Source organism: Rossellomorea vietnamensis (assembly GCF_008180415.1).
Classification (GTDB): Bacteria; Bacillota; Bacilli; order Bacillales; family Bacillaceae_B; genus Rossellomorea; species Rossellomorea vietnamensis_C.
On the sequence record NZ_VTEI01000005.1, the window covers coordinates 45855 to 65888 of the forward strand.

Sequence of the window (20034 nt, forward strand, 5' to 3'; positions counted from 1 at the left end):
TGCTGCTGTAAGATCTGAAGAAGCCGCTTGATTTATGTTTTCTCTTATAATGCGAATGACCATACTTGGAAGGGTGATGGCCGGAATATCTTTTTTTTGAATAGCGGCTGCTGCTGGAGTATCTGCGATGTGACTTACTGCTGAGAAGACTTTTTAAGATTTTCTTTAACATGATAATTCCCCGTTTCTATTTTTTTAAAAATATAAAAAACACTCTGCCGAAAGATGGTAAAGTGTCTGCGTAAAAAGGGGCTTTACCAATCAAGGCAAAGGTCTCGCTAACAACAAATGCTGCCGACCAGGCCGAGGATTTCTCCCGTAGTGACGACCTGATTGTAAAAGCTACTCCCCTTTGGAGTATTTAATTATAATTTAACTTTAGCAGTTGGGGACGGATTAAGCAATAACTATTTATGAGCGAGAAAGGCAGATTAGTTACTGTGGAAGGGATCATAGAACTCAGGAAGCAAGTAGTATGATGGCCAGGTTCTTAATGGAAAACAGTTGAAAAATTCATCAATTTGCACTGGGTTGAGAAAATCAAAGATAAAAAAACAAGCAGTTTTCTATTTAATTAGACAATTAAATACCGAAAAGTATTGTATTTAAGTGTTACATTTGTATATAATGTATGTAAAGTATATATACAATTTTCTTTCGGCTGGCAATTTTAACGTTTTTACCTTAATACAAAGATACCTTGAAAAAATGACAGAAGAGGGTTTTGCATGAAAATTATTATATCCAACAGTTCAAAGGAGCCCATTTATGAACAAATTACGAACCAGGTCAAATCATCTATTTTAACAGGTGAGCTTCAGGAGGGGGCCGCGATACCTTCGATGCGCAAGCTTGCAAAGGACTTGCAAATAAGTGTGATAACAACCAAGCGCGCTTATGAAGAATTGGAGAAAGCAGGTTTTATCTATTCCATTGTTGGCAAAGGCTCGTTTGTTGCTGAACAGAATTTAGAAATGATATGGGAAAAAAAGCAGAAAGTCATTGAAGAGCAGCTGAGTGCAGTCATCACAAACAGCAGGGAGATCGGAATGTCACTGGATGAGCTTCAAGAGTTAATGAAGATTCTTTATGAGGAGTGATGAAATGGAAAATGTAGTTGAATTTAAAAATGTCACAAAGGAATTCAAAGAGTTTTCCTTGAACAATATGGATCTACAGGTGAAACAGGGATATGTAACGGGATTCATTGGGGCAAATGGAGCCGGAAAGTCAACCACGATCAAAATGATCATGAATCTGTTAAAGCCGGATAGCGGTGAGATAAAAGTGTTTGGTCTGGATTATCAAACTCATGAAAAGGAAATTAAGGAGCGCATCGGTTTTGTATATGACGGCAATGTATTTTATGAAGGTTTGAACTTAAAGGATATTAAGAGAATAGTAGGTCCGGCATACAAGCGATGGGACGATGAATTATTTTACCAGTACACAGAACAATTCCAGCTGCCTCTTAATAAAGCGATTAAGACCTTTTCAAAAGGGATGCAGATGAAGGCTTCATTGGCAATTGCCCTTTCGCATCATGCAGAATTGATCATTATGGATGAGCCAACAGCCGGATTGGACCCGATTTTTCATCGCGAGCTGCTCGATCTTTTACAGGAGTTAATGATCGATAGCAGACGCACAATATTCTTTTCAACCCATATTACAACCGACTTGGATCGAATCGCTGATTACATAGCTTTGATGCGGAATGGAGAATTGGTATTTCATCATTCCGTTCACGAGATGGAAGACAATTATGCCCTTGTGAAAGGTGGTCTGGATCTTCTCGATCGAGACACAGAAAAAGCATTTCTTCATATCAAGCGGGCTTCAACGGGATTTGAAGCACTGACAGATGATCTCAATACCATCAAGAATATTTTTGGAGATTCAGTTGTCATTGAAAGAGCCTCGGTGGAAGATATAATGTACTACTTGAAAGGAGAGAAGCAGCATGCTTAATTTAATCAGGAGGGATATCATTCTTCAAAAATGGCAGCTCGTATTCTTTATCCCAATTATTCTTTTCTTTATTTTGATGGGCTCACATCCCGTCATGACTTTTCTTGTGGCGAGTATTTTTATTCCTTTTAATGCCTATGCCTATGATGAAAAAGCAGAGACCAACATTTTATTAAATTCCCTGCCTTATACCCGATCGGAAATTATCGCCTCGCGTTACCTAGGAGCCATTGGTCATATGCTCGCTGCAGTAGGGGTGACCAGCCTGTCATTAGTCGTATTCGATGTACCCTTTACATTGAAGGATATTGCGATCAGCACCAGTTTGTTCTTATTATTTTCTTCCTTTTCGTTCCCTTTATTTTACATTTTTAAGTCAGGGCATATTTTTACAGTGATTCTTATTACCTTTCTTGCTCTAGCAGGTGTCGGGCCTAAAGCTGTCATCTATTTAACTCAGAATTCAACTGCTTTCATCGACTTTATTGCAGGCTTGTCTATACCTGTGGTCTATACAGGAGCTGCTATTGTCGTGTTCAGTGTTTATGCGGGATCTTGGGGGTTCAGCCACTTTATTTATCAGCGGAAAGCATTTTGATTTGTAACGTGTATATTCCATCCATGTGTCAACCCATTTATATTATAATAAGAATGAATATAAAACAGTTGGGGGATTAGAGATTTGGATACTTTATGGGGGTACATCCTGGTTTTTCTATTAGCGGCAGCACCTTTTTTTGAGGCATATGGTGTCATTCCATTAGCGATCATCGCGGGATTAACGCCAGTGCCTGTCATCATCTTAGGACTTTTAGGAAATATAGCAACAGTACTGTTGGTGATTGTCTTCATTAATAAGATTAAAGAGTGGAGACAGAAGAAGAAGGAAGGAAAAGAAAAACAAGAAAGCAAAAGAGGGCTGCGCGCCCAGAAGCTCTGGAAAAAATACGGTTTGCCAGGGTTGGCCATCATTGGTCCTCTGTTGGTTGGAAGTCATCTTACAGCTATAATGTGCTTAACCTTTGGAGGATCAAAAAAGAACACTGCCTATTGGATGGTTGGCAGTATTGTGCTTTGGAGTCTGACGTTTGCCATTTTGGTTCATTTTGGAATTGATTTACTAGGACATGAAGAGCGAAATTTCTTTGAGTAATAGGAAATGATTTGCTTTTCACAAGGGTGATAGAAAGAATAATTAGGGTATATCAGTAACCACTCCATGGATAAGTCCAGGAGTGGTTATCTATCAAAGTACCTCTGTAAGATGCTCTTTAAGCTGGCTGTTTTCTCCATAAGGCTTACTGCTCTGGCAATAGAAGCGTAAAGGCTTGGCTGCTTTTTGCTTTGCGCTCGATGTTTAATATCGCCCAGAAAGCACCGTAGGGCTCGTCGAATAACTCTCCGTTATGTCTTCCAAAATGAAACTTTTCACAAACGAAAATTGTCCAGCTGCTGTCAAAATCTCCAGGTTCCCAGCCGGATTTGTGATTCTGCCATTTACCTCCGTCTAATCCCCAAGCATCTTTTCCGTCAGGATGGCTTTGCGGAAGAAACCCGAGCGGTGTAAACAGAATGACCTGAACTCTCGCGACTCTTCTTGCCTGCCCAATTAATTTTCTTCCATCCTCTTTCTCTAAATGCTCAATAACATCTGTAAAAATGATTGTATCTACTGAATTGGATGGGAGATATTTTAGGATGTCCCAAGTACTATTAATTAGAATATATATTCGATCACGATTTTGAATGTTCTTCTCTAGGTGTTCAATATATTCAGCGTAAGGTTCAATGCACACATGAACCTGCGGCTTAATTATTTGCTGAGGTTTAATGCCGCAGCCGATGTCTATGACACTATCTGTCTGTTTAATATGCTTTAAGACTTCGGGCTGCAAGTCCTGCATTTTTTCAATCTTTATAATAGGCAAAGATTTCAACTCCTTTCCTGCTATAGTTTATTCAGGAGTTTTTCTTTATGTTCTCATGGAACTCAGTCTTTCTCAAATTCTATTGAAAATGGGCTTTCATTTATGGGTAATGTATCTTTCACTTGCGATATACGCTTTTAAATAATATAGAGCATCATATACGGGTGTAACCCTTCGTAAGATTCCTCTGCCTGTTTACTTAATGAGGGAAGAACAGTAACCAGAAGCTCTCTGAATTTTTTTGAAAGCAGTTTATATTTAATAGAGGAAATCTTTTTGCAAATAGGTTTAATTGAGGAAAAAAACTCTCTTATTTGAATTGAAAGGCTTAAAAATAGATGCTTTTTGTAGTTGGCTCTGTTAAAGAACATTGTTATTTTTTAAAATGAAAAAGGAGTTAAAAAGAACTTCATAAGACCTCTAGTAGCTCATTTATTGGGGCAAATCTTTTAATTCTTAAAGCTTTTCTGATGTCGCCTTCAGCTGGAAAATTATACATATCGTCTGCGAGGTTGGTACCTTAACAAAATTGCAGGATGAAATATCTGACTATTTCAAGGATTCGTATCTTCTAATTTTGATTATTAGAAACCGGATACTGATTCCAAGCACTATGTAATAAACAAAGGAGTAGAAATAGTGCCAATTGATATAATGAACAAGATTCAGCCATATGGAAAAGGGCTCACCTATAAATGCAAAGCAAGCGGCCATGACCAAGAGGGCTTTTATGAACGAATTCCACGTACGGAAATATTGGTACATCAACATATAGGGTGCCGGGACCATGCATACATCAAACGGTAAGCCTCTTGGGATGACTGGTAAAAATTCGATGGGATACTCCCAAAATTGAAATTGCAGGCCGACTGTATCAACTAACAGGGTAATGAACATGACCAATACTCCGAATAAAACAGATTCAGTCAGCAAGTGCCTTTTCTTGAGGAAAATCCATATTATCCAGGGAACAAGAAAAAAAGCCAGCAAAATAAACCACTTCTCTGTAAGGAATTCATAACGAAACCAGCCCTCAGCTTCCAGTGAAAATAAATGGTCTTCTATTTTGCGTACTTTCGATAGATGATCTCGTTCCACATTCATCCTATTCACCCTTTAATAAGGAATAGTGTTAATATTCCCGGCGGCCAATGGTTTATCCCTTGAAGAAAAGGGAGAGTGGTCCAGCCTCTGCATGACTATTTCCAAGGACCTAAACAAGAAGGCTAAAACGTTAAAAGCCTTAAAGGTCATATTTGAAAATAAGCTTTTTGTTGATGTAGTGATTTGTAAATAATTTTAAGGAAAATCATATATAAGCAGCGCTAATAATAATCATTCATTTGAAATTGAAACTAAAACACGCCTTCGTTCGTAGAAGACTTAAAAGGTATAGAAAGGAGGATGATCATGTCAGATCCATTTGCAGGGGGAGACTTGATGTTTCAAGTTGTCCCTATTTTTATAGGCATTATTTTTATTATTGTCATTGGCAGTATTCTATTTTCAGGCATTAAAGGGATAAGTCAGTGGAATAAGAATGAACAGTCACCTAAACTGAGTGTGCAAGCTTTCGTTAAATCGAAACGGACACATGTTGCCAGAAGGTCGAGTGTCCATTCAGATCATGATATCCACCATCACCATTCCTCAAGTTCCGATACAAAATACTTTGTTACGTTTGAGTTTGAAAGCGGAGACCGCAGTGAATTCCATGTTTCTGGAAAAGAGTTCGGCCTTCTTTCCGAGGAGGACTTTGGGAAGCTTACCTTTCAAGGCACTCGTTATTTGGGGTTTGAGAGGGATAGAGGGACGAAGGAGCAGGATTGAGGTCAAGCTGGATGGTTATCTTAGAAATAGGAGAATAAAAAAATCCGTTTTAGAGGTTAGGCTTACCCATTTATTAGGGTAAGCCTATTATTATGGATTGTTTGTTAGGAGGGTTTTCAAGTGTGAAATGACAGGAATTGTAGTTTTTTTGGTGATGGATGGACATCTTAAGAAGACGGCGTTATGAAATAGAAAGAGAAAGCTGTTTGAAGATATCCATCACCTTGCTTTTGGGGTCTCACCACTGAACAGTTCTTTTTCTTGCTTAACAGATATTTCGATACAGTCTCAAGGTTAATCTACTAATTCATTTGAAGAAGCAACAAAGTTTATGAAAAAGAGTAGTGAAAGGAGAGATACCATGGAACAAAGTACATATAAACAAGCCTGGTTCGGCAATGTCAAAGGCGATATTTTATCAGGGCTGGTCGTGGCGTTAGCTTTGATTCCCGAAGCGATTGCATTTTCCATCATCGCAGGGGTAGATCCCATGGTGGGTTTGTACGCTTCTTTTACGATTGCCGTTACCATCGCTTTTGTTGGAGGAAGACCGGGAATGATTTCGGCTGCCACCGGGGCAATGGCGCTATTATTTATTGACCTTGTTGCAGAACATGGACTTCAGTATTTACTGGCTGCCACAATTTTAACAGGAGTTCTGCAAATTCTCTTTGGGGTATTCAAGTTAGCTCGATACATGAAGTTTATTCCACGCTCGGTCATGGTTGGTTTTGTCAATGCGCTGGCTATCTTGATTTTCACCTCTCAGTTACAGCATTTTGAAGGAGAACAACTAATCATCTACCTGCTTGTCGGATTGACATTAGCGATTATTTATCTTTTCCCTTATGTAACCAGAGCTGTTCCTTCTACTTTGGTGGCAATAGTCGTAATTACAGCTTTGGCCATCTTTCTAAATATAGGGGTGCGCACCGTGGGAGATATGGGAACCATTACGCAATCATTGCCGGAATTCTTCTTTCCTGACATCCCGGTGTCCCTTGAAACGCTGATCATCATCTTTCCTTATTCATTGGCGCTTGCAGTCGTCGGCTTGCTTGAATCGTTACTGACCGCGACGATTGTAGATGATATGACCGCAACTGAAAGCGACAAGAATGTCGAGAGCAGGGGACAGGGAATCGCAAACATCATTACCGGATTTTTCGGCGGTATGGCAGGGTGTGCCATGATCGGGCAGTCAGTCATTAATGTAAAATCAGGAGGCAGGGGACGGCTGTCCGCATTGGTAGCCGGTATATTTCTTATGTTTCTCATCGTTGTCCTCGGAGATATTGTCGTGAGGATTCCGATGGCCGCGCTGGCAGGAGTAATGATCATGGTCTCCATCAGTACATTTGACTGGAACTCAATCAAAACGCTGAACCTCGTTCCAAAAAGTGACGCGGCAGTGATGATTGTCACTGTGCTGACCGTCGTTTTAACGCATAATTTAGCAATAGGTGTGTTCACCGGTATATTACTGAGTGCCGTATTCTTTGTCTCGAAGATCTCGCAAATTCGTGTGGATAGCACTTTGGAAGGAGAGACGAGAACCTATAAAATCAATGGAGAACTCTTCTTCGCCTCTGTAACTGACCTGCTGAAGAAATTCGATTATGAAGAAAAGGTAAACAGTGTCGAGCTTGATTTAAGCAGGTCCCATATTTGGGATGATTCTGCTGTAGCGGCTATCGACAAAATTGTTTATAAATTTGAAAGCAGCAATATTCCTGTTCATGTTAAAGGATTAAACGAAGACAGTACAGAATTAGTTAATAAACTGGCAAACAAACTTGGATCACATTAAGGGGGAATGAGTGTGTATAAAAAAATCTTACTCGCATCGGATGGTTCCGAGCATTCAAAGCGTGCTGCTGAGAACGCCATACACATCGCCAAATGCAGTGAGGGGTCAACTGTTGAAGTAGTGTATGTCGTGGATCACGACCGGGCAAAATCTGACGTTCTTTCAAATTGGAATACCAGTGATATAGGAGATACTCGAATCGAGCGGATGAGAGGCGTAGAGAAGCTTGCGAAAGAAAGTGGAGTTTCCTACACACTAACCATTCTGCACGGAGAACCTGGACCCGCGATAGTGGATCATATTAATAAAAATGGAATTGACATTGCAATTATCGGGAGCAGAGGTTTGAACGGCCTGCAGGAATTTATGTTGGGAAGTGTCAGCCATAAAGTTGCCAAACTCGCTAATTGTCCGGTGTTGATTGTGAAATAAGAAGAGAGGCTGTTCTGCATACTGCGGAACAGCCTTTTGAATTTTTAAGGCATCTTGAATTTATGAAACTTTTTAAAGTGGCAGCCGTATAACCTGGTATAGAAGAAGATGGGAGAAAAGGATAAGTAAACTTAGCAGTATAAAGGAGCTTCACAAATGAATAGAATTACTTTTTCAATAGTTATTATTATTCTACTAATTAATGCGGGCAGATACACTTCATATTTAATAGATGGAAGCGATTCGGTTTATTATTTATCAATGTTTTTACTAAATGTTGGGGGACTGATTACAATGTTAGTGCAATTTTATTTCAGTAGGAAAAACGAAGCTCATGATCGTTAAAGCCAATAAAGTGATCCCCTGTTCCACTCATATTGACAAACGAGGCTGTTCCATGATGGAACAGCCTCGTTTTTTTTGATTAAATTCTCTCTCCGTTCTTAAGCCGCTCAATCAAGTCGTTCAAGTCGTCTTTCTTGACACGCCAGTGCCTTCCAATCTTGAATCCTGGAATTTTTCCTTCTTGTACTAATTTATATGTGGTCATTTCACTCAGTTGTAAATACTCTGCGACCTGTGATACTGTCATGATTTCTTTTGTCATAAGGACGCCTCCAAATTAAAAAATACATAAGACCATCATAACACAACTGCTGATACTATTGAAAAACCACTACCGTTTAGCTTGAAATAGACTTATTTATACTCATTTATAAATGGTTATACTCAATTATAAAGTTAATGATTACTATAGATTTTGAAAGAAAACATGAATAATAAGAAGTAAATTCCTGATGATTGCGTTTACATGGGATTTTGAAGAGCGCTTTTTTTGTGCTATGATTCGTTTTGTTGAAAACGGAAATAACTTTTGTGAGAGTCAAAAGTTACTATTAAAATAGAAAGAGGTGCTGACTTGAATACTATACAACAACAATGGTTTGGCAACATAAAAGGAGATACAATGGCAGGTATCGTCGTGGCATTAGCGTTAATTCCTGAAGCAATTGCATTTTCAATCATTGCAGGGGTAGACCCTATGGTTGGTCTGTATGCATCCTTCTGTATATCAGTTGTTATTGCGTTCGTAGGAGGAAGGCCGGGAATGATCTCAGCCGCAACAGGAGCAATGGCGCTGCTGATGATTACTTTGGTCGCTGATCATGGCCTGCAGTACTTACTGGCAGCCACAATCCTGACCGGGATTATCCAGATTTTCTTTGGAGTATTTAAACTTGCCAGTGTTATGAAGTTTGTTCCAAGATCGGTCATGGTTGGTTTTGTAAATGCGCTGGCCATCTTGATTTTTACGTCTCAGTTTCAACATTTTGAAGGTGAAAGCTGGATTATGTACAGCTTGGTTGCTCTTACTCTAGCTATCATTTATTTACTTCCAAAAGTGACTAAGGCGATTCCTTCCACCTTAGTAGCGATTGTCGTCATTACAGCGGTTGTCATCTTCGGAGATATTGGCATTAGAACCGTAGGGGATCTTGGAACTCTCACACAACAGCTTCCGATTTTCTTGATTCCTTCGATTCCTTTAACATTCGAAACACTGATGATCATCTTTCCATATTCACTAGCGCTTGCGATTGTTGGCCTGTTGGAGTCCCTGTTAACTGCTAACATTGTGGATGATATGACAGATACGGAAAGCAACAAGAACAAAGAAAGCCGTGGACAAGGTTATGCGAATGTTGTCGCTGGATTCTTCGGCGGTATGGCCGGCTGTGCCATGATTGGCCAGTCTGTCATTAATGTCAAATCGGGCGGCAGAGGCAGGCTTTCATCTCTCGTTGCAGGTGTTTTCTTGATGTTCTTAATTATCGTTATGGGAGATATTGTGGCCCAAATTCCAATGGCCGCTTTAGCGGGTGTCATGATTATGGTTGCCATTGGTACGTTCGACTGGTCATCACTAACGAGTCTTCATAAACTGCCGAAAACAGATGCAGTTGTAATGGTTGTTACTGTTGTTACTGTAGTAGTAACACATGATTTATCTATTGGGGTTCTGGCCGGAGTTCTTCTAAGTGCCATTTTCTTTGCAGCAAAAATTTCAAAGATCAAGATCACTGAAGAACTCAGCAGCAATGGATTAAAAAAGGTTTATCATTTGCATGGACAAATTTTCTTTGCATCCGTTAGTGATCTGCCGAAAAAATTTAACTTCCGAGAAGACATTAAAGAAGTCGAAATCAATTTAAGCAATGCTCATTTATGGGATGATTCTGCAATCGGTGCCCTGGATAAAATTGAGACGAAGTTTGAGCAAAACGGAATTAGTGTCCATTATACCGGCATGAATGATGAAAGCTCACAACTGAAAAGAAAAATTGGCGGATTATCAAAAGCATCCGGACATTAAACTTTTTAAACGGAGGAATAACATGTTTAACAAAATTCTACTTGCAATCGATGGATCTAAACACTCCATCAGGTCCGCTGAACACGCAATCGAAATTGCCAAGAAATTCAATAGCAGCATCAATGTCGTATATGTCATTGACGGCGATACTTCCAAGTACGACGTGTTACACAACGCCAGCAAGTTTGAGATTGAAAGAAAGCGTAAAGAAAAAATTCAGCCGGTTACAGAAATGTTGGAAAACGAAGGTGTCAAATATGAACTTCATTTTCCTCACGGCGAACCTGGTCCTACGATCATTGATTTTGCCAATGACCAGCAGCAGGACTGTGTCATTATTGGCAGCCGTGGTTTGAATAACTTACAAACCATGATCCTTGGAAGCGTCAGCCATAAAGTCGCTAAGCATGTAAAATGTCCAGTATTAATAGTAAAATAATTTCATTTTGCAAACCTGTATCTCATTTGAAATTGAGATACAGGTTTTTTAGTGAGGTTATAATTAATTTTGAGACTACTTATTTTTATTCTATTGCTCATTCTTACATAATTTGAAATAATTGGGATATGAAACTCTTTTATGAAGAAAGTTGAGTGTAAAATATATGTCTTTAATATTTAGAACCTACAAAGATATCAATGACTACAAAAGAATAAGAACTTTTTTGGAAGGAAGCTATGAGTCATACGGAACAAGGTTTGATGATAATTTATCGCTGTTTGAATTTCAAACTGCTCTTTCAAGAGGATTGGCTGAACCGGTGAAAAGCATCGATGAATCCCTGAAGAATGTACTGTTGTGGTTTCATGGTGAAAGTGTAGTCGGCTTACTGGAGGAAGATGCTTTTTGCCTGGCGCCTGAATACAGGTATATTTTTCATGAAGTGGTCGAAGCGGGAGAACGGTATGCTGATGGGGACAGTTTTCGAAGTTGGGAAGTTTATGAAAATGATGTTGATTTTGAAGGTGTGCTTTTGAACAAGGGATATCTGAAATCAGAGGAGTACTGGGTTAGAAGAGAGTTTGATCTTACTGATTCCAAGTCCCTTCAGATCACATTTCCTCAGGGATTTACTATTACATCCGTTCCTGAGCTGGTGGATGCTCAACAGGTCTTCAAAGCTTACAAACTTTGTTATGGCATCGAGTTCAATGAAGAGATATTTAAGAATATGTATGAGACGTCCACCTACCGGCCGCAGCTGGATCTAGTCGTTTTGGACCCTGAAAATGAAGTTGCAGCACTTTGCAGTGGAAGGTATGAGGAAAAAAATAAACTGGTACCATAGAAGCTGTATCGTGTTTTCACCAATACAGGAAAAAAGGGATCAGCAAAGCCCTATTAGTTCACCTATTAAACGAGGCAAAAGAATTGGGAGCCAGCAAAGCGACTGTCTACACAGCGATGCCGGAAAAATACCCGGCACCAAACAGATTGTACGAATCTGCGGAATTTCAATTGGTCGGCAAGCGGTTTGTTTGGAAGAAGGCTGCAGAATAGCCAATTAATAAATCTGCAGGACATTCAGCACGTTAATGTTATTGAGTATGGGCAGGTTATGAGTGTGATTAGAGGCTGCTGTTTTATACCATATTTTTATAGTTTTGGAGATGAGAAATGATGGCGTGGTATATCTTTATTGTTTTGTTAGTTATGGGTACAGTCTCGGAATTGGCAGGAAGAAGAATGGTTAAGAACGATCGATGCAAGAGGAAGGTTTCGATTATTGTATGGTCTTTCATAGTCTTGATCTTTTTTCTTCTATTCGTAATAGGGTATTAACTGATGCGTAAACCTAATTGTGCAGAGACGTAAGAGATATAAATAAACATAAAAAAGCGAAACCGGACAGTTACTTTGTTCCGGTTTTTTTTCTAAGTTTTTAGGTAGAAGGAAGTGATAAATCATTTTTCTTAAAGAGAAATTAGTCGAAACTTCTTACGGTTCTCTTTCGTCTAATAGTATGTAAGCAATTTTTTTTATTCAATTGGATGCTGATATACATATAAGAATACGGCCTCTTATCAGAATCACTTTAACAAGGAGAATCTCGCTATAATGGAAAAACGTGATTTTAAAAATATGGACTTGGATTTGCTGTTTTTAATCATGCTTTTTATGATTATCAGCTGTGCGTCTATATACAGCTCACAAAAATACCTCCCGTATGAAGATAATTTTGCTATCAAACAAGGAATTTGGTTTTCGGTCGGATTAGTGTTTACTTCTGTCGTGTATCTGTTTGACTTTGAACAACTTCGGAAATTATCTCCTTATCTGTACCTCATGGGTGTACTATCACTGTTTGTACTGATGATAGCACCGGATTCCATTGCCCCTGAGATTAAAGGGACCAAAGCCTGGTTTGCCATTCCCGGATTTTCACTGCAGCCATCCGAATTTATGAAGGTATTTCTAATCCTATTCTTAGGCAGTGTCATCAGCAGGCATAATGAAAGCCGCGAAATCCGTTCAATCAAATCGGATTTTCTCTTGATTTTAAAGACAATTGGCATAACCTTGGTTCCACTGGCCTTAATCCTGAAACAGCCGGATGCCGGAACAGGAATGGTCGTCATGTGTATTGCTGCAGGCATGCTTTTTCTTTCCGGAATCGATTGGAAGCTGGTTGTGTTATTAATTATGGTCTCACTTCTTATGCTTTCGGGTTTAGTTTACACGTACATTTATAAAACAGAGCTATTATTACAGGTCCTGGATGACTACCAAATGAATAGAATTCATTCATGGCTGGATCCATTCGGCTTCGGCCAGGGAATTGGATATCAGCTAAAACAATCGATCCTTGCTACAGGGTCGGGAACTTTTTATGGAAAAGGGTTTAACGAAGGCCAAGTCATTGTGCCGGAAGCCCACTCTGACTTCATTTTCACCGTAATTGGAGAGGAATTTGGATTTATCGGTGGATCTATCGTACTTAGTCTTTATTTCCTTCTCATTTTCAAAATTGTTGCTGTTGCGCTGAGGAATAAAGGCGAGTTCGAAAGCTTGATCGTTTCAGGAGTGGTTGCGATGCTGACGTTCCACATATTTGAGAATGTCGGAATGGTTATAGGACTTGTTCCCATTACGGGGATCCCGCTGCCATTACTGAGTTACGGAGGAAGTACTGTGCTCGGGACACTGCTCGCACTCAGTCTGGTGAATAACATTTCTGCCAAGACGAAAGAATACATGTTTAGCAGCCGGGAGGTGTAAAAAGGCGGCATCTACTAATCTGATAAATTATGAAATTTATTTTACCGGGCTGATTCAAATAATCCCTCTTAAACCAAATTAAACAGTATACGGAACAAGTATGTAAAGATATCTTTACATACTTGTTTTTTTATTTTATAGTATATGTAAAGATATCTTTACTTCCTATTGGAGGGTTCTGCATGAAAGTGATTAACCACATAAAAGAAATCAGGTTAAAAAAGGGGGTTACGCAGGTTAAAATGGCTGAGGATCTGCAGATAACGCGGCAAACTGTGAATGCCATTGAAAAGAATAAATATAATCCAAGTTTGGAATTGGCACTGAAATTGATTAAGTACTTTAATGTGCCGATTGAAGAAATGTTTTATCTAGAGGAACAAGAAAGGGGGAACACCGATGAGAAATAAAAAAGCACTATATGTTGGATGGGTATTTATTATGGGATGTATTATGACAGGTGGATTAATAGGAATCTACTTAATCGGAAAAGAAACAGGAGAGTATGACTACTCTCTGGCTTATTCAGTCGTTGGCGGGACAGCAGGAGGATTTCTACTCTTTTTCCTCTATTCCAAATTAATGAAGAAGAGGAGACGAAATGTTCCCAGTTTTGATGAAAGAAGCTTAATCTTAATGCAGCGCTACTTGATGATAGTGCTTTATGCTCTGCTTATCGGGAGTGGAGCGGTCTTGATTACATTATACGCGCTGGGAGTACAGATGATAGAAACAGGCATGTTGATTGTTTGTTTGATGGGAGTCTATATTGTCATTGGGATGGGTGCTCTTATTACAAAACGATTATGACTATCAAAAGGAAGAAGCTAAAGCAGGGGCAGAATTTCCTTCCCTTCTTTAGCTTCTTTGCGGATACATCGATCTTATTGTGAATAAAGCACCTTGAACGATATTAGATAAGCGACCAGTCCGATAACCGGAACGGCAGCGGTAGTAAACATCGGATACCAAACGAAATCAAGAAAGTAAGCTGGTACCAGCATATAAGAACCAAGTAGTAAAAATGAAGAAAGTAGTATGAATCCAAACGCAATACGTACGGCCCTCCCTGTGATTTCCACTGATCTTTCATCAGAAGCATCGTATTCTGGCAGGATATAATCTTCGACTTTCGCTTGTCTCTTTTTCTTCATGGCGAACATCTGTATGAGATTCAGGATGGCCAGGATAATGGTTATAACAATGAATACTTGTCCCATAAGGGTGCTGATGTTCGTTGAAAAACCTTCGATATAACCTCTTCCCATCAGTTCAAATTGCTGTTCGATCCAAACTACATCATAAACCATTATGGCCAGGGACACGAAAAGCAGAGCTCTTAATAAAACAATCATATATAATTTCATTTTTCTTCCTCCTCTTTTGAAAAAATCTCTTCTATTGGTTCATTGAAGACCTCTGCAATATTCATCGCAAGAAGCAATGAAGGAATGTAACTCCCTTTCTCCAATGACACAATGGTCTGTCTGGTCACCCCGATTTTTTTAGCAAGCTGCCCTTGAGTTAGATCAAACCGGGCTCTAAATTCTTTCACACGATTCACCAGCAATTTCACCACTCCTATCTCTTCTTGGTCATTGTACAGTCTGCTTGTCATTTTGTAAAATTGACTTGTCTTAATGTATAGTTTATTTTACTTGTGCGGTTTTTTTAAAACAAGAAATCTCCTCAATTAATTCCTCAGGAAGAAGCAAGTTTACCTGCAAAGGCTTTCCCATATTTATAAAAGGGACCCTTTTTGTCAGATAAATGAAACTTTATGCGTCAGTTATTCGTCAATTAATAGATGGGAAGGTATATAAATCACCACATAATATGTTCTGCTGCTTGATCCAGATAAATGACATTAATGGAGCTTAAGGCATACAATTCCCTGTGAAAATAGCAGCGTGTAGTCAACCTAGTGTTATTTTGATAAACATAAGAAGAGATGCACAACCGCTATTCTGAAAAATGGATTCTAAAGAGGGGGATCGTATTGAAAAAAGTTTATTTAAGTATCTTTTTCTTAGCAAGCCTCATTAGTGCCGGGTGTTCTGCTAATATAGACCATCCAACTATTTCTAAAAATACAGAGTCGGCTTATGAGGAAACCTTTAATGACTTGGCGTTAGGCATGTTATTCGACTTTAATTTTCACTTGCCTGAGGCGGATAAGAGGTGGGTAACGCTTTGGGTCGAAAGCTACAGTAATGGAGAGAGGGATCCCCAGCCTTTAACCCAATTATCTTATGGAAACAACCCGGTAGAGGTGGAAAAAGGAAATTTGGGGTTTGGAATAATTAATCCAGATGGAGAAGATTCCATGGTCTTTCTTTATGGACCCGATGTAAAATCAGCTCCTGAAAAAGTGGATAGAGACCTTGATCACGGACTGTTGGCAACTTGGGATTATGCAATTGGTGAAGAGGAAGTAGAGCTGCAGCTCGGAGAAACGCAGGTTCTGGCTGCCTATCGGAAATCTGCGGGGAATTCCATGAGAACGATTGATTATCAAGATGAAGAGTCGGTTAACAGGATTATCGAAGAAGGAGAAACTGTCCTACTGCTAAAAATTAAAGTCGAAGAAAAAGAATCTGAATTTTATTCTAATTAATCATGTTTAAAAAATGCTGAACATTACTTTAAGAGGTGAGGAGTTTGAAAAGGGAAGCGTTGAAAATAATTACAGAAATCTCTTTTTATATAGCTTTGATGTCACTTGCGGGTATGCTGCTCACCATTTTGACAACACTCAGGGAACGGTTTGATACAGAAAAATCAGAAAAGGTAAAGGAACGGATTAGTCTTTTTATGAGGGAATAAGTCATTTTGGAATACAATGTACTTAGCTTATATGATATTTCTAGTCTGCACAAAAAAGGAGGACAATTAACATATTCAGTATGCTAAATCTAGGAAGCCTAATCCTTGGCTGTATTGCATGGATTCTTCCCTTTGTATGTATTATGGGGTATAGAAAGAAGGATTTGAAGACATGGGGAACAAGTGCGGTGCTGAGCATCAGTGCATGCGCAATATCTCTGTGTTTTCAGATTATCTACCAAAATCATCTTGTCAATATTGAGGACTGGTCTGCAATTATGGATACCAGTGGTGCTTTGGTTTTCGTTTCGGTTGTTCTAGTAAGTGTAACCATCCTGCTGAATGCAGTTGGATATTTCCTGCATCGAATGGCGTTAAGTTTTAAGAGTTCATAAACTCCAATACTTCTTTGAAAAAAATCTATTCAAAGTAGGTGAATGTATTGTTGAAAATAATTCGTTACATAGTATCCCTTACAGCACTGACTTTTGCATCTTACGGACTCATCACCGGAGATTATACCTACAACCATATTATGATGCTTTTCTTGAGTCTATTAATGTTGACCATGGGACTGGAAGAGTTTGAAAGAAATCATAAAGGGACAGGATTCCTGCTTATGGGGACATTTCTTTTTACTGGTTATGTATCCATTCAAGGATTTCTTATCAGCTGAAGGTATCTATATCTAATCTGGCTCATTGTATTAGGCTCTTTTCGTAAACTTTGTGTCTATTTGAAATTAACTGTGAAAGATAGCGCCATAATTAACCGGTAAAATCCTGTTAAATAAGAGAGAAAAGAGCTTCTCTCTTCGCTGAGAGCAAAAAAGCCTAGTATGCAGGGGAAAAATCCGGCTTTTGGGATTTTTCCGAAAGCAACAATGTATGTGAAAATAGCCTTTTATTAAGCAAGCTTTCGAGAAGGATTGATTGACAGGAGGATAAAGCATGGTTAAAAATAAGCTGGCACTCATAGGCTCGGGAATCATTTTAGTTATATGTATGTTTTTATATTTTCCTTTTCCAAATAATGTGATGATTGATTCACGTACCTCTTTCATGTCCTTTCCTATCAGAGATGTTGATGGGTATAATCCACTTGCCATTATAGGATCAATTTTATTTATAATCGCTATGGTTTTACTGGTAAAGGGTTTGGAAAAATACCATTTCAGGGCAGTGGTTCTTACTGCTTTTGCCTACGCAGTTCTGCCTCTGGTTCTTATCCCGCTATATCAGGAAACATTTGCGAGAGGTATTGCTGCTGTCTCTTATGATGATGAAGGCACCTGTGATTTTGCATCTGTTAGAGAGGGATTATTAAAAGGTGAATGCACTCTCAATTTACAAAATCGCAGTAATAAGCCTGTTACTTTTGAGGTAGTATTCATGGAGTCACCGTATTTAAAAGAGGATAAACGAATAGAGTCATTAATGAATGAAAGTGGTCCGAATTTAGTAACACTTTCACCAAACAGCAAAGAGTCTGTCCAGATCGAGAAGTTGCTTGATTTGTGAAAAGTGAAAAACAGTATAGAAAGTGGATCGTCAACGGGATTTCATATCAAGATAACCGATGGAAAAAAGACAAGGATTCTATAAAAACTTGCAGAAGGAGATCACAATCTTGGCTTTTTAAAAACTGAACAGGAAAAATTGAAACCATTTCCAGAATTAATTCGTAATCCTTAAAGAGAGTAATCTTAATAAAAGAGGTGAATGAGATGCAAAAAAGAATGGGAGAGATGATTGGGTGGGCACTCGCAGCATTTACAGTGGCTTATATACTATCTGCAGCATTTAACAAGATAGCACCTAACGTAAATAACTGGATTATTTACCCTTTAATCGTGATGGCGACCATAGGTTTCTTAGAGTTAATAAACAAGTTTTTTTCTCCTCAAAAAAAGGAAACAATGATCTGATACACTAATTAAAAGTGAAAGAGGGGGCAGGTGTAATGTCTTCCAGTAAGCAATGATGAAAACTGTCCCTCTTCACCGTTTTATTGCTGTATTTACTTCGATTGTTTTTCCAGCAGCTCAATGATTCTATCTAATTTCCTGTTAATATCGTCATTATAGGTATTACTTCTGCTGCTGTTCACGAGCAATCTGCGGACAAAAAGAGTGAATGAGACAGCTCCTATAATCAATACGAATAAAAAAAGAGCTGAATAAAGAAAGTCACCTATGAACATACCTGCAACTCCTTGTTGTTTTTGGATAATGATACCATAATTTGTGCTTGTATTGTTTGATTTCTGTAAAATTAAACAAGTGAGAACTTGCTGGGAAATGGGGTATACGATCTGAAGGCATTATTTTTGGCTATTTTAGGAGTCATTACAGGATGGATTCTTTGGGGGTTTATCATTGATGATTTTGAGTTCATCCCCGTTTTTCTGCTTGTACTGGGAATCTCGATTGGGTACAGTATAGGGAAAAAAGAAGGAACTTAGTCTTGAAAATTCACCTAGCTCCAAGAATGCCTTAGTGGTGATATTTCAGAAATTATAGGAGGAGGATAGGAGTGAGACTGTTCATTGCCTTTTTATTTATTGTGATTGGAGCTGTTTTAATTGCATTGACGATTGATGAAATAAGCCGTACGTCCTATTTTTTATTGAAGTTCACAGGTGTAGTCATCTTTGGATTTGGTGTAATGATAGGAAGGAGAAAGAAGGAACCCGGGAATACTTCCGTTAACATTTAGTGTTCGTTTCAAAATGAAATTAGTAAAAAGAGGTGAAAGTTTGAAAGAAAAAGTAAAGATGACCTTTAATGAGCTGGCAAGTGTTTATGAAAAGGCCATCGATACCAACAGTATATACAACAGCGAATATGAAAGACCTTCCATGATGGCGCAAATTCCCGAAGACCTCTATTCCAAAAGGGTCCTTGATGCAGGATGTGCTGCCGGCTGGTATACCCATCAGTTGATAAACCGTAGTGCAGATGTGGTTGCTGTTGACTTAAGTCCGGAAATGGTTGCTTCTGCTAAAAGGCGGGTCGGAGATAAGGCAGAGGTACTGTGCTTGGATTTGGAAAAAGCATTGCCTTTCCATGACAACTCTTTTGATTACATAATCAGTTCTTTAACTCTGCATTATCTTCAAGACTGGAACCATATCTTCAGGGAGTTTCAAAGAATACTGAAACCAAAGGGAACTTTCTTATTCTCCGTTCACCATCCTATGATGGATAGCACTATTCTTGAAGATACTAAGTACTTTTCAACACAATTGATTATCGATACCTGGAATAAAGAGGGGAAAGATTATGAAGTTGCTTTTTACCGCAGACCTCTTCAGGAGATTGTGACGAAAACGGCCTCTTTTTTTACCCTGAAAGAAATGATTGAACCCATTCCAACAAACAATTTCAAAATGAGAGCACCCGAAAGCTACAAAAAACTTATGAAAAGGCCTAATTTCCTCATTATGAAAGCAATGAAGGATTGACCTCTTCTTATGTAGGCAGAAGGACAGAATAAGGTCACTGAAAATCTACCGAATTTTAGAATCTTCTTGTTATGAACAAAGATATAGTCAACTACATTTCCTTGAATAGGAAATGTAGTTGACTTTTTTCTTATAAAGCAATGTGATTAATCCTTAGATAATTTTTGATCTTATGCTT

General features: G+C 38.7%; 29 protein-coding genes. 23 read left to right on the forward strand and 6 right to left on the reverse strand.

The window, feature by feature from the left end; translation table 11 throughout:
- Positions 1-728: 728 nt before the first annotated feature.
- The 4 genes from FZC78_RS11410 to FZC78_RS11425 all read left to right on the forward strand — a co-directional run bounded on the left by FZC78_RS11410 (position 729) and on the right by FZC78_RS11425 (position 3124).
- A complete protein-coding gene (locus tag FZC78_RS11410) occupies positions 729-1100 on the forward strand; it encodes a GntR family transcriptional regulator (RefSeq protein WP_148939830.1) in 372 nt (123 codons plus the stop codon).
- 4 nt (positions 1101-1104) lie between these two features.
- A complete protein-coding gene (locus tag FZC78_RS11415) occupies positions 1105-1971 on the forward strand; it encodes an ABC transporter ATP-binding protein (RefSeq protein WP_148939831.1) in 867 nt (288 codons plus the stop codon).
- Positions 1964-2569, forward strand: coding sequence for an ABC-2 transporter permease (locus FZC78_RS11420; RefSeq protein WP_148939832.1), 606 nt, complete (start codon positions 1964-1966; stop codon positions 2567-2569). Before FZC78_RS11415 ends, FZC78_RS11420 begins: the two co-directional genes overlap by 8 nt.
- 84 nt (positions 2570-2653) lie before the next feature.
- Entirely contained in the window at positions 2654-3124 is a 471-nt protein-coding gene (locus tag FZC78_RS11425) for a small multi-drug export protein (RefSeq protein WP_252183596.1), read from the forward strand.
- A 145-nt stretch (positions 3125-3269) separates the two neighbouring features.
- Here FZC78_RS11425 and FZC78_RS11430 read toward each other — a convergent pair whose 3' ends face one another.
- Together FZC78_RS11430 and FZC78_RS11435 are read right to left on the reverse strand one after the other, a co-directional pair.
- Positions 3270-3899, reverse strand: coding sequence for a class I SAM-dependent methyltransferase (locus FZC78_RS11430; RefSeq protein WP_148939834.1), 630 nt, complete (start codon positions 3897-3899; stop codon positions 3270-3272).
- A 549-nt stretch (positions 3900-4448) separates the two neighbouring features.
- The gene (locus FZC78_RS11435) at positions 4449-5003 is read right to left on the reverse strand and encodes a CBO0543 family protein (RefSeq protein WP_148939835.1); all 555 of its coding nucleotides are present in this window, start codon (positions 5001-5003) and stop codon (positions 4449-4451) included.
- Positions 5004-5309: 306 nt separating this feature from the next.
- Between FZC78_RS11435 and FZC78_RS11440 the strand changes: the two genes are divergently transcribed.
- From FZC78_RS11440 to FZC78_RS11450, 3 genes are all read left to right on the forward strand, one after another.
- Positions 5310-5729, forward strand: a complete 420-nt coding sequence (locus tag FZC78_RS11440; protein ID WP_148939836.1) for a DUF2500 domain-containing protein — start codon at positions 5310-5312, stop codon at positions 5727-5729.
- Between the two features lie 361 nt (positions 5730-6090).
- Positions 6091-7539: a SulP family inorganic anion transporter gene (locus FZC78_RS11445; RefSeq protein WP_148939837.1), complete on the forward strand. Its 1449-nt coding sequence runs from the start codon at positions 6091-6093 to the stop codon at positions 7537-7539.
- Between the two features lie 12 nt (positions 7540-7551).
- Complete coding sequence (locus FZC78_RS11450) at positions 7552-7971, forward strand: universal stress protein (RefSeq protein ID WP_148939838.1); 420 nt, start codon at positions 7552-7554, stop codon at positions 7969-7971.
- A gap of 424 nt (positions 7972-8395) precedes the next feature.
- On the opposite strand, the gene FZC78_RS11455 is transcribed toward FZC78_RS11450, so the two are convergent.
- Positions 8396-8578, reverse strand: a complete 183-nt coding sequence (locus FZC78_RS11455) for a helix-turn-helix domain-containing protein (protein WP_148939839.1) — start codon at positions 8576-8578, stop codon at positions 8396-8398.
- Between the two features lie 360 nt (positions 8579-8938).
- Here FZC78_RS11455 and FZC78_RS11460 point away from each other — a divergent pair, with 360 nt between their 5' ends.
- The 7 genes from FZC78_RS11460 (at position 8939) to FZC78_RS11485 (ending at position 14375) form a co-directional block, all read left to right on the forward strand.
- The gene (locus FZC78_RS11460; protein ID WP_148939995.1) at positions 8939-10345 is read left to right on the forward strand and encodes a SulP family inorganic anion transporter; all 1407 of its coding nucleotides are present in this window, start codon (positions 8939-8941) and stop codon (positions 10343-10345) included.
- A gap of 22 nt (positions 10346-10367) precedes the next feature.
- Entirely contained in the window at positions 10368-10784 is a 417-nt protein-coding gene (locus tag FZC78_RS11465; RefSeq protein ID WP_148939840.1) for a universal stress protein, read from the forward strand.
- 166 nt (positions 10785-10950) lie between these two features.
- Positions 10951-11634 (forward strand): hypothetical protein, encoded by a 684-nt coding sequence (locus FZC78_RS11470; RefSeq protein ID WP_148939841.1) that lies wholly within the window; start codon positions 10951-10953, stop codon positions 11632-11634.
- Between the two features lie 38 nt (positions 11635-11672).
- Positions 11673-11846 (forward strand): hypothetical protein, encoded by a 174-nt coding sequence (locus tag FZC78_RS24585; protein ID WP_286365493.1) that lies wholly within the window; start codon positions 11673-11675, stop codon positions 11844-11846.
- A 558-nt stretch (positions 11847-12404) separates the two neighbouring features.
- Positions 12405-13565, forward strand: coding sequence for an FtsW/RodA/SpoVE family cell cycle protein (locus tag FZC78_RS11475; RefSeq protein ID WP_148939842.1), 1161 nt, complete (start codon positions 12405-12407; stop codon positions 13563-13565).
- Positions 13566-13747: 182 nt separating this feature from the next.
- Positions 13748-13975 (forward strand): helix-turn-helix transcriptional regulator, encoded by a 228-nt coding sequence (locus tag FZC78_RS11480; RefSeq protein ID WP_148939843.1) that lies wholly within the window; start codon positions 13748-13750, stop codon positions 13973-13975.
- The gene (locus FZC78_RS11485; RefSeq protein WP_148939844.1) at positions 13965-14375 is read left to right on the forward strand and encodes a hypothetical protein; all 411 of its coding nucleotides are present in this window, start codon (positions 13965-13967) and stop codon (positions 14373-14375) included. The genes FZC78_RS11480 and FZC78_RS11485 overlap by 11 nt, the downstream gene beginning before the upstream one ends.
- Before the next feature lie 74 nt (positions 14376-14449).
- Here FZC78_RS11485 and FZC78_RS11490 read toward each other — a convergent pair whose 3' ends face one another.
- Positions 14450-14932 (reverse strand): hypothetical protein, encoded by a 483-nt coding sequence (locus FZC78_RS11490; RefSeq protein WP_148939845.1) that lies wholly within the window; start codon positions 14930-14932, stop codon positions 14450-14452.
- On the reverse strand, positions 14929-15135 hold the full coding sequence (locus FZC78_RS11495; RefSeq protein ID WP_435874089.1) for a helix-turn-helix transcriptional regulator: 207 nt from the start codon (positions 15133-15135) through the stop codon (positions 14929-14931). The genes FZC78_RS11490 and FZC78_RS11495 overlap by 4 nt, the downstream gene beginning before the upstream one ends.
- A 429-nt stretch (positions 15136-15564) precedes the next feature.
- Between FZC78_RS11495 and FZC78_RS11500 the strand changes: the two genes are divergently transcribed.
- The 6 genes from FZC78_RS11500 (at position 15565) to FZC78_RS11520 (ending at position 18318) form a co-directional block, all read left to right on the forward strand.
- Positions 15565-16182 (forward strand): hypothetical protein, encoded by a 618-nt coding sequence (locus tag FZC78_RS11500; protein ID WP_148939847.1) that lies wholly within the window; start codon positions 15565-15567, stop codon positions 16180-16182.
- 44 nt (positions 16183-16226) lie between these two features.
- A complete protein-coding gene (locus FZC78_RS23670) occupies positions 16227-16391 on the forward strand; it encodes a hypothetical protein (protein WP_187444910.1) in 165 nt (54 codons plus the stop codon).
- A 164-nt stretch (positions 16392-16555) separates the two neighbouring features.
- On the forward strand, positions 16556-16786 hold the full coding sequence (locus tag FZC78_RS11505; RefSeq protein WP_353733572.1) for a hypothetical protein: 231 nt from the start codon (positions 16556-16558) through the stop codon (positions 16784-16786).
- Positions 16787-16836: 50 nt separating this feature from the next.
- Positions 16837-17067 (forward strand): DUF3953 domain-containing protein, encoded by a 231-nt coding sequence (locus tag FZC78_RS11510; RefSeq protein ID WP_148939849.1) that lies wholly within the window; start codon positions 16837-16839, stop codon positions 17065-17067.
- 274 nt (positions 17068-17341) lie between these two features.
- Complete coding sequence (locus tag FZC78_RS11515) at positions 17342-17911, forward strand: hypothetical protein (RefSeq protein ID WP_148939850.1); 570 nt, start codon at positions 17342-17344, stop codon at positions 17909-17911.
- A 206-nt stretch (positions 17912-18117) separates the two neighbouring features.
- A complete protein-coding gene (locus FZC78_RS11520) occupies positions 18118-18318 on the forward strand; it encodes a hypothetical protein (protein ID WP_148939851.1) in 201 nt (66 codons plus the stop codon).
- 92 nt (positions 18319-18410) lie between these two features.
- On the opposite strand, the gene FZC78_RS11525 is transcribed toward FZC78_RS11520, so the two are convergent.
- Entirely contained in the window at positions 18411-18593 is a 183-nt protein-coding gene (locus FZC78_RS11525) for a DUF4083 domain-containing protein (protein ID WP_148939852.1), read from the reverse strand.
- Between the two features lie 126 nt (positions 18594-18719).
- Here FZC78_RS11525 and FZC78_RS11530 point away from each other — a divergent pair, with 126 nt between their 5' ends.
- From FZC78_RS11530 to FZC78_RS11540, 3 genes are all read left to right on the forward strand, one after another.
- The gene (locus FZC78_RS11530; RefSeq protein WP_148939853.1) at positions 18720-18854 is read left to right on the forward strand and encodes a tRNA U-34 5-methylaminomethyl-2-thiouridine biosynthesis protein; all 135 of its coding nucleotides are present in this window, start codon (positions 18720-18722) and stop codon (positions 18852-18854) included.
- Positions 18855-18925: 71 nt separating this feature from the next.
- Positions 18926-19108 (forward strand): serine kinase, encoded by a 183-nt coding sequence (locus FZC78_RS11535; RefSeq protein ID WP_148939854.1) that lies wholly within the window; start codon positions 18926-18928, stop codon positions 19106-19108.
- 40 nt (positions 19109-19148) lie between these two features.
- Positions 19149-19856 (forward strand): class I SAM-dependent methyltransferase, encoded by a 708-nt coding sequence (locus tag FZC78_RS11540; RefSeq protein ID WP_148939855.1) that lies wholly within the window; start codon positions 19149-19151, stop codon positions 19854-19856.
- Positions 19857-20034: the final 178 nt, after the last annotated feature.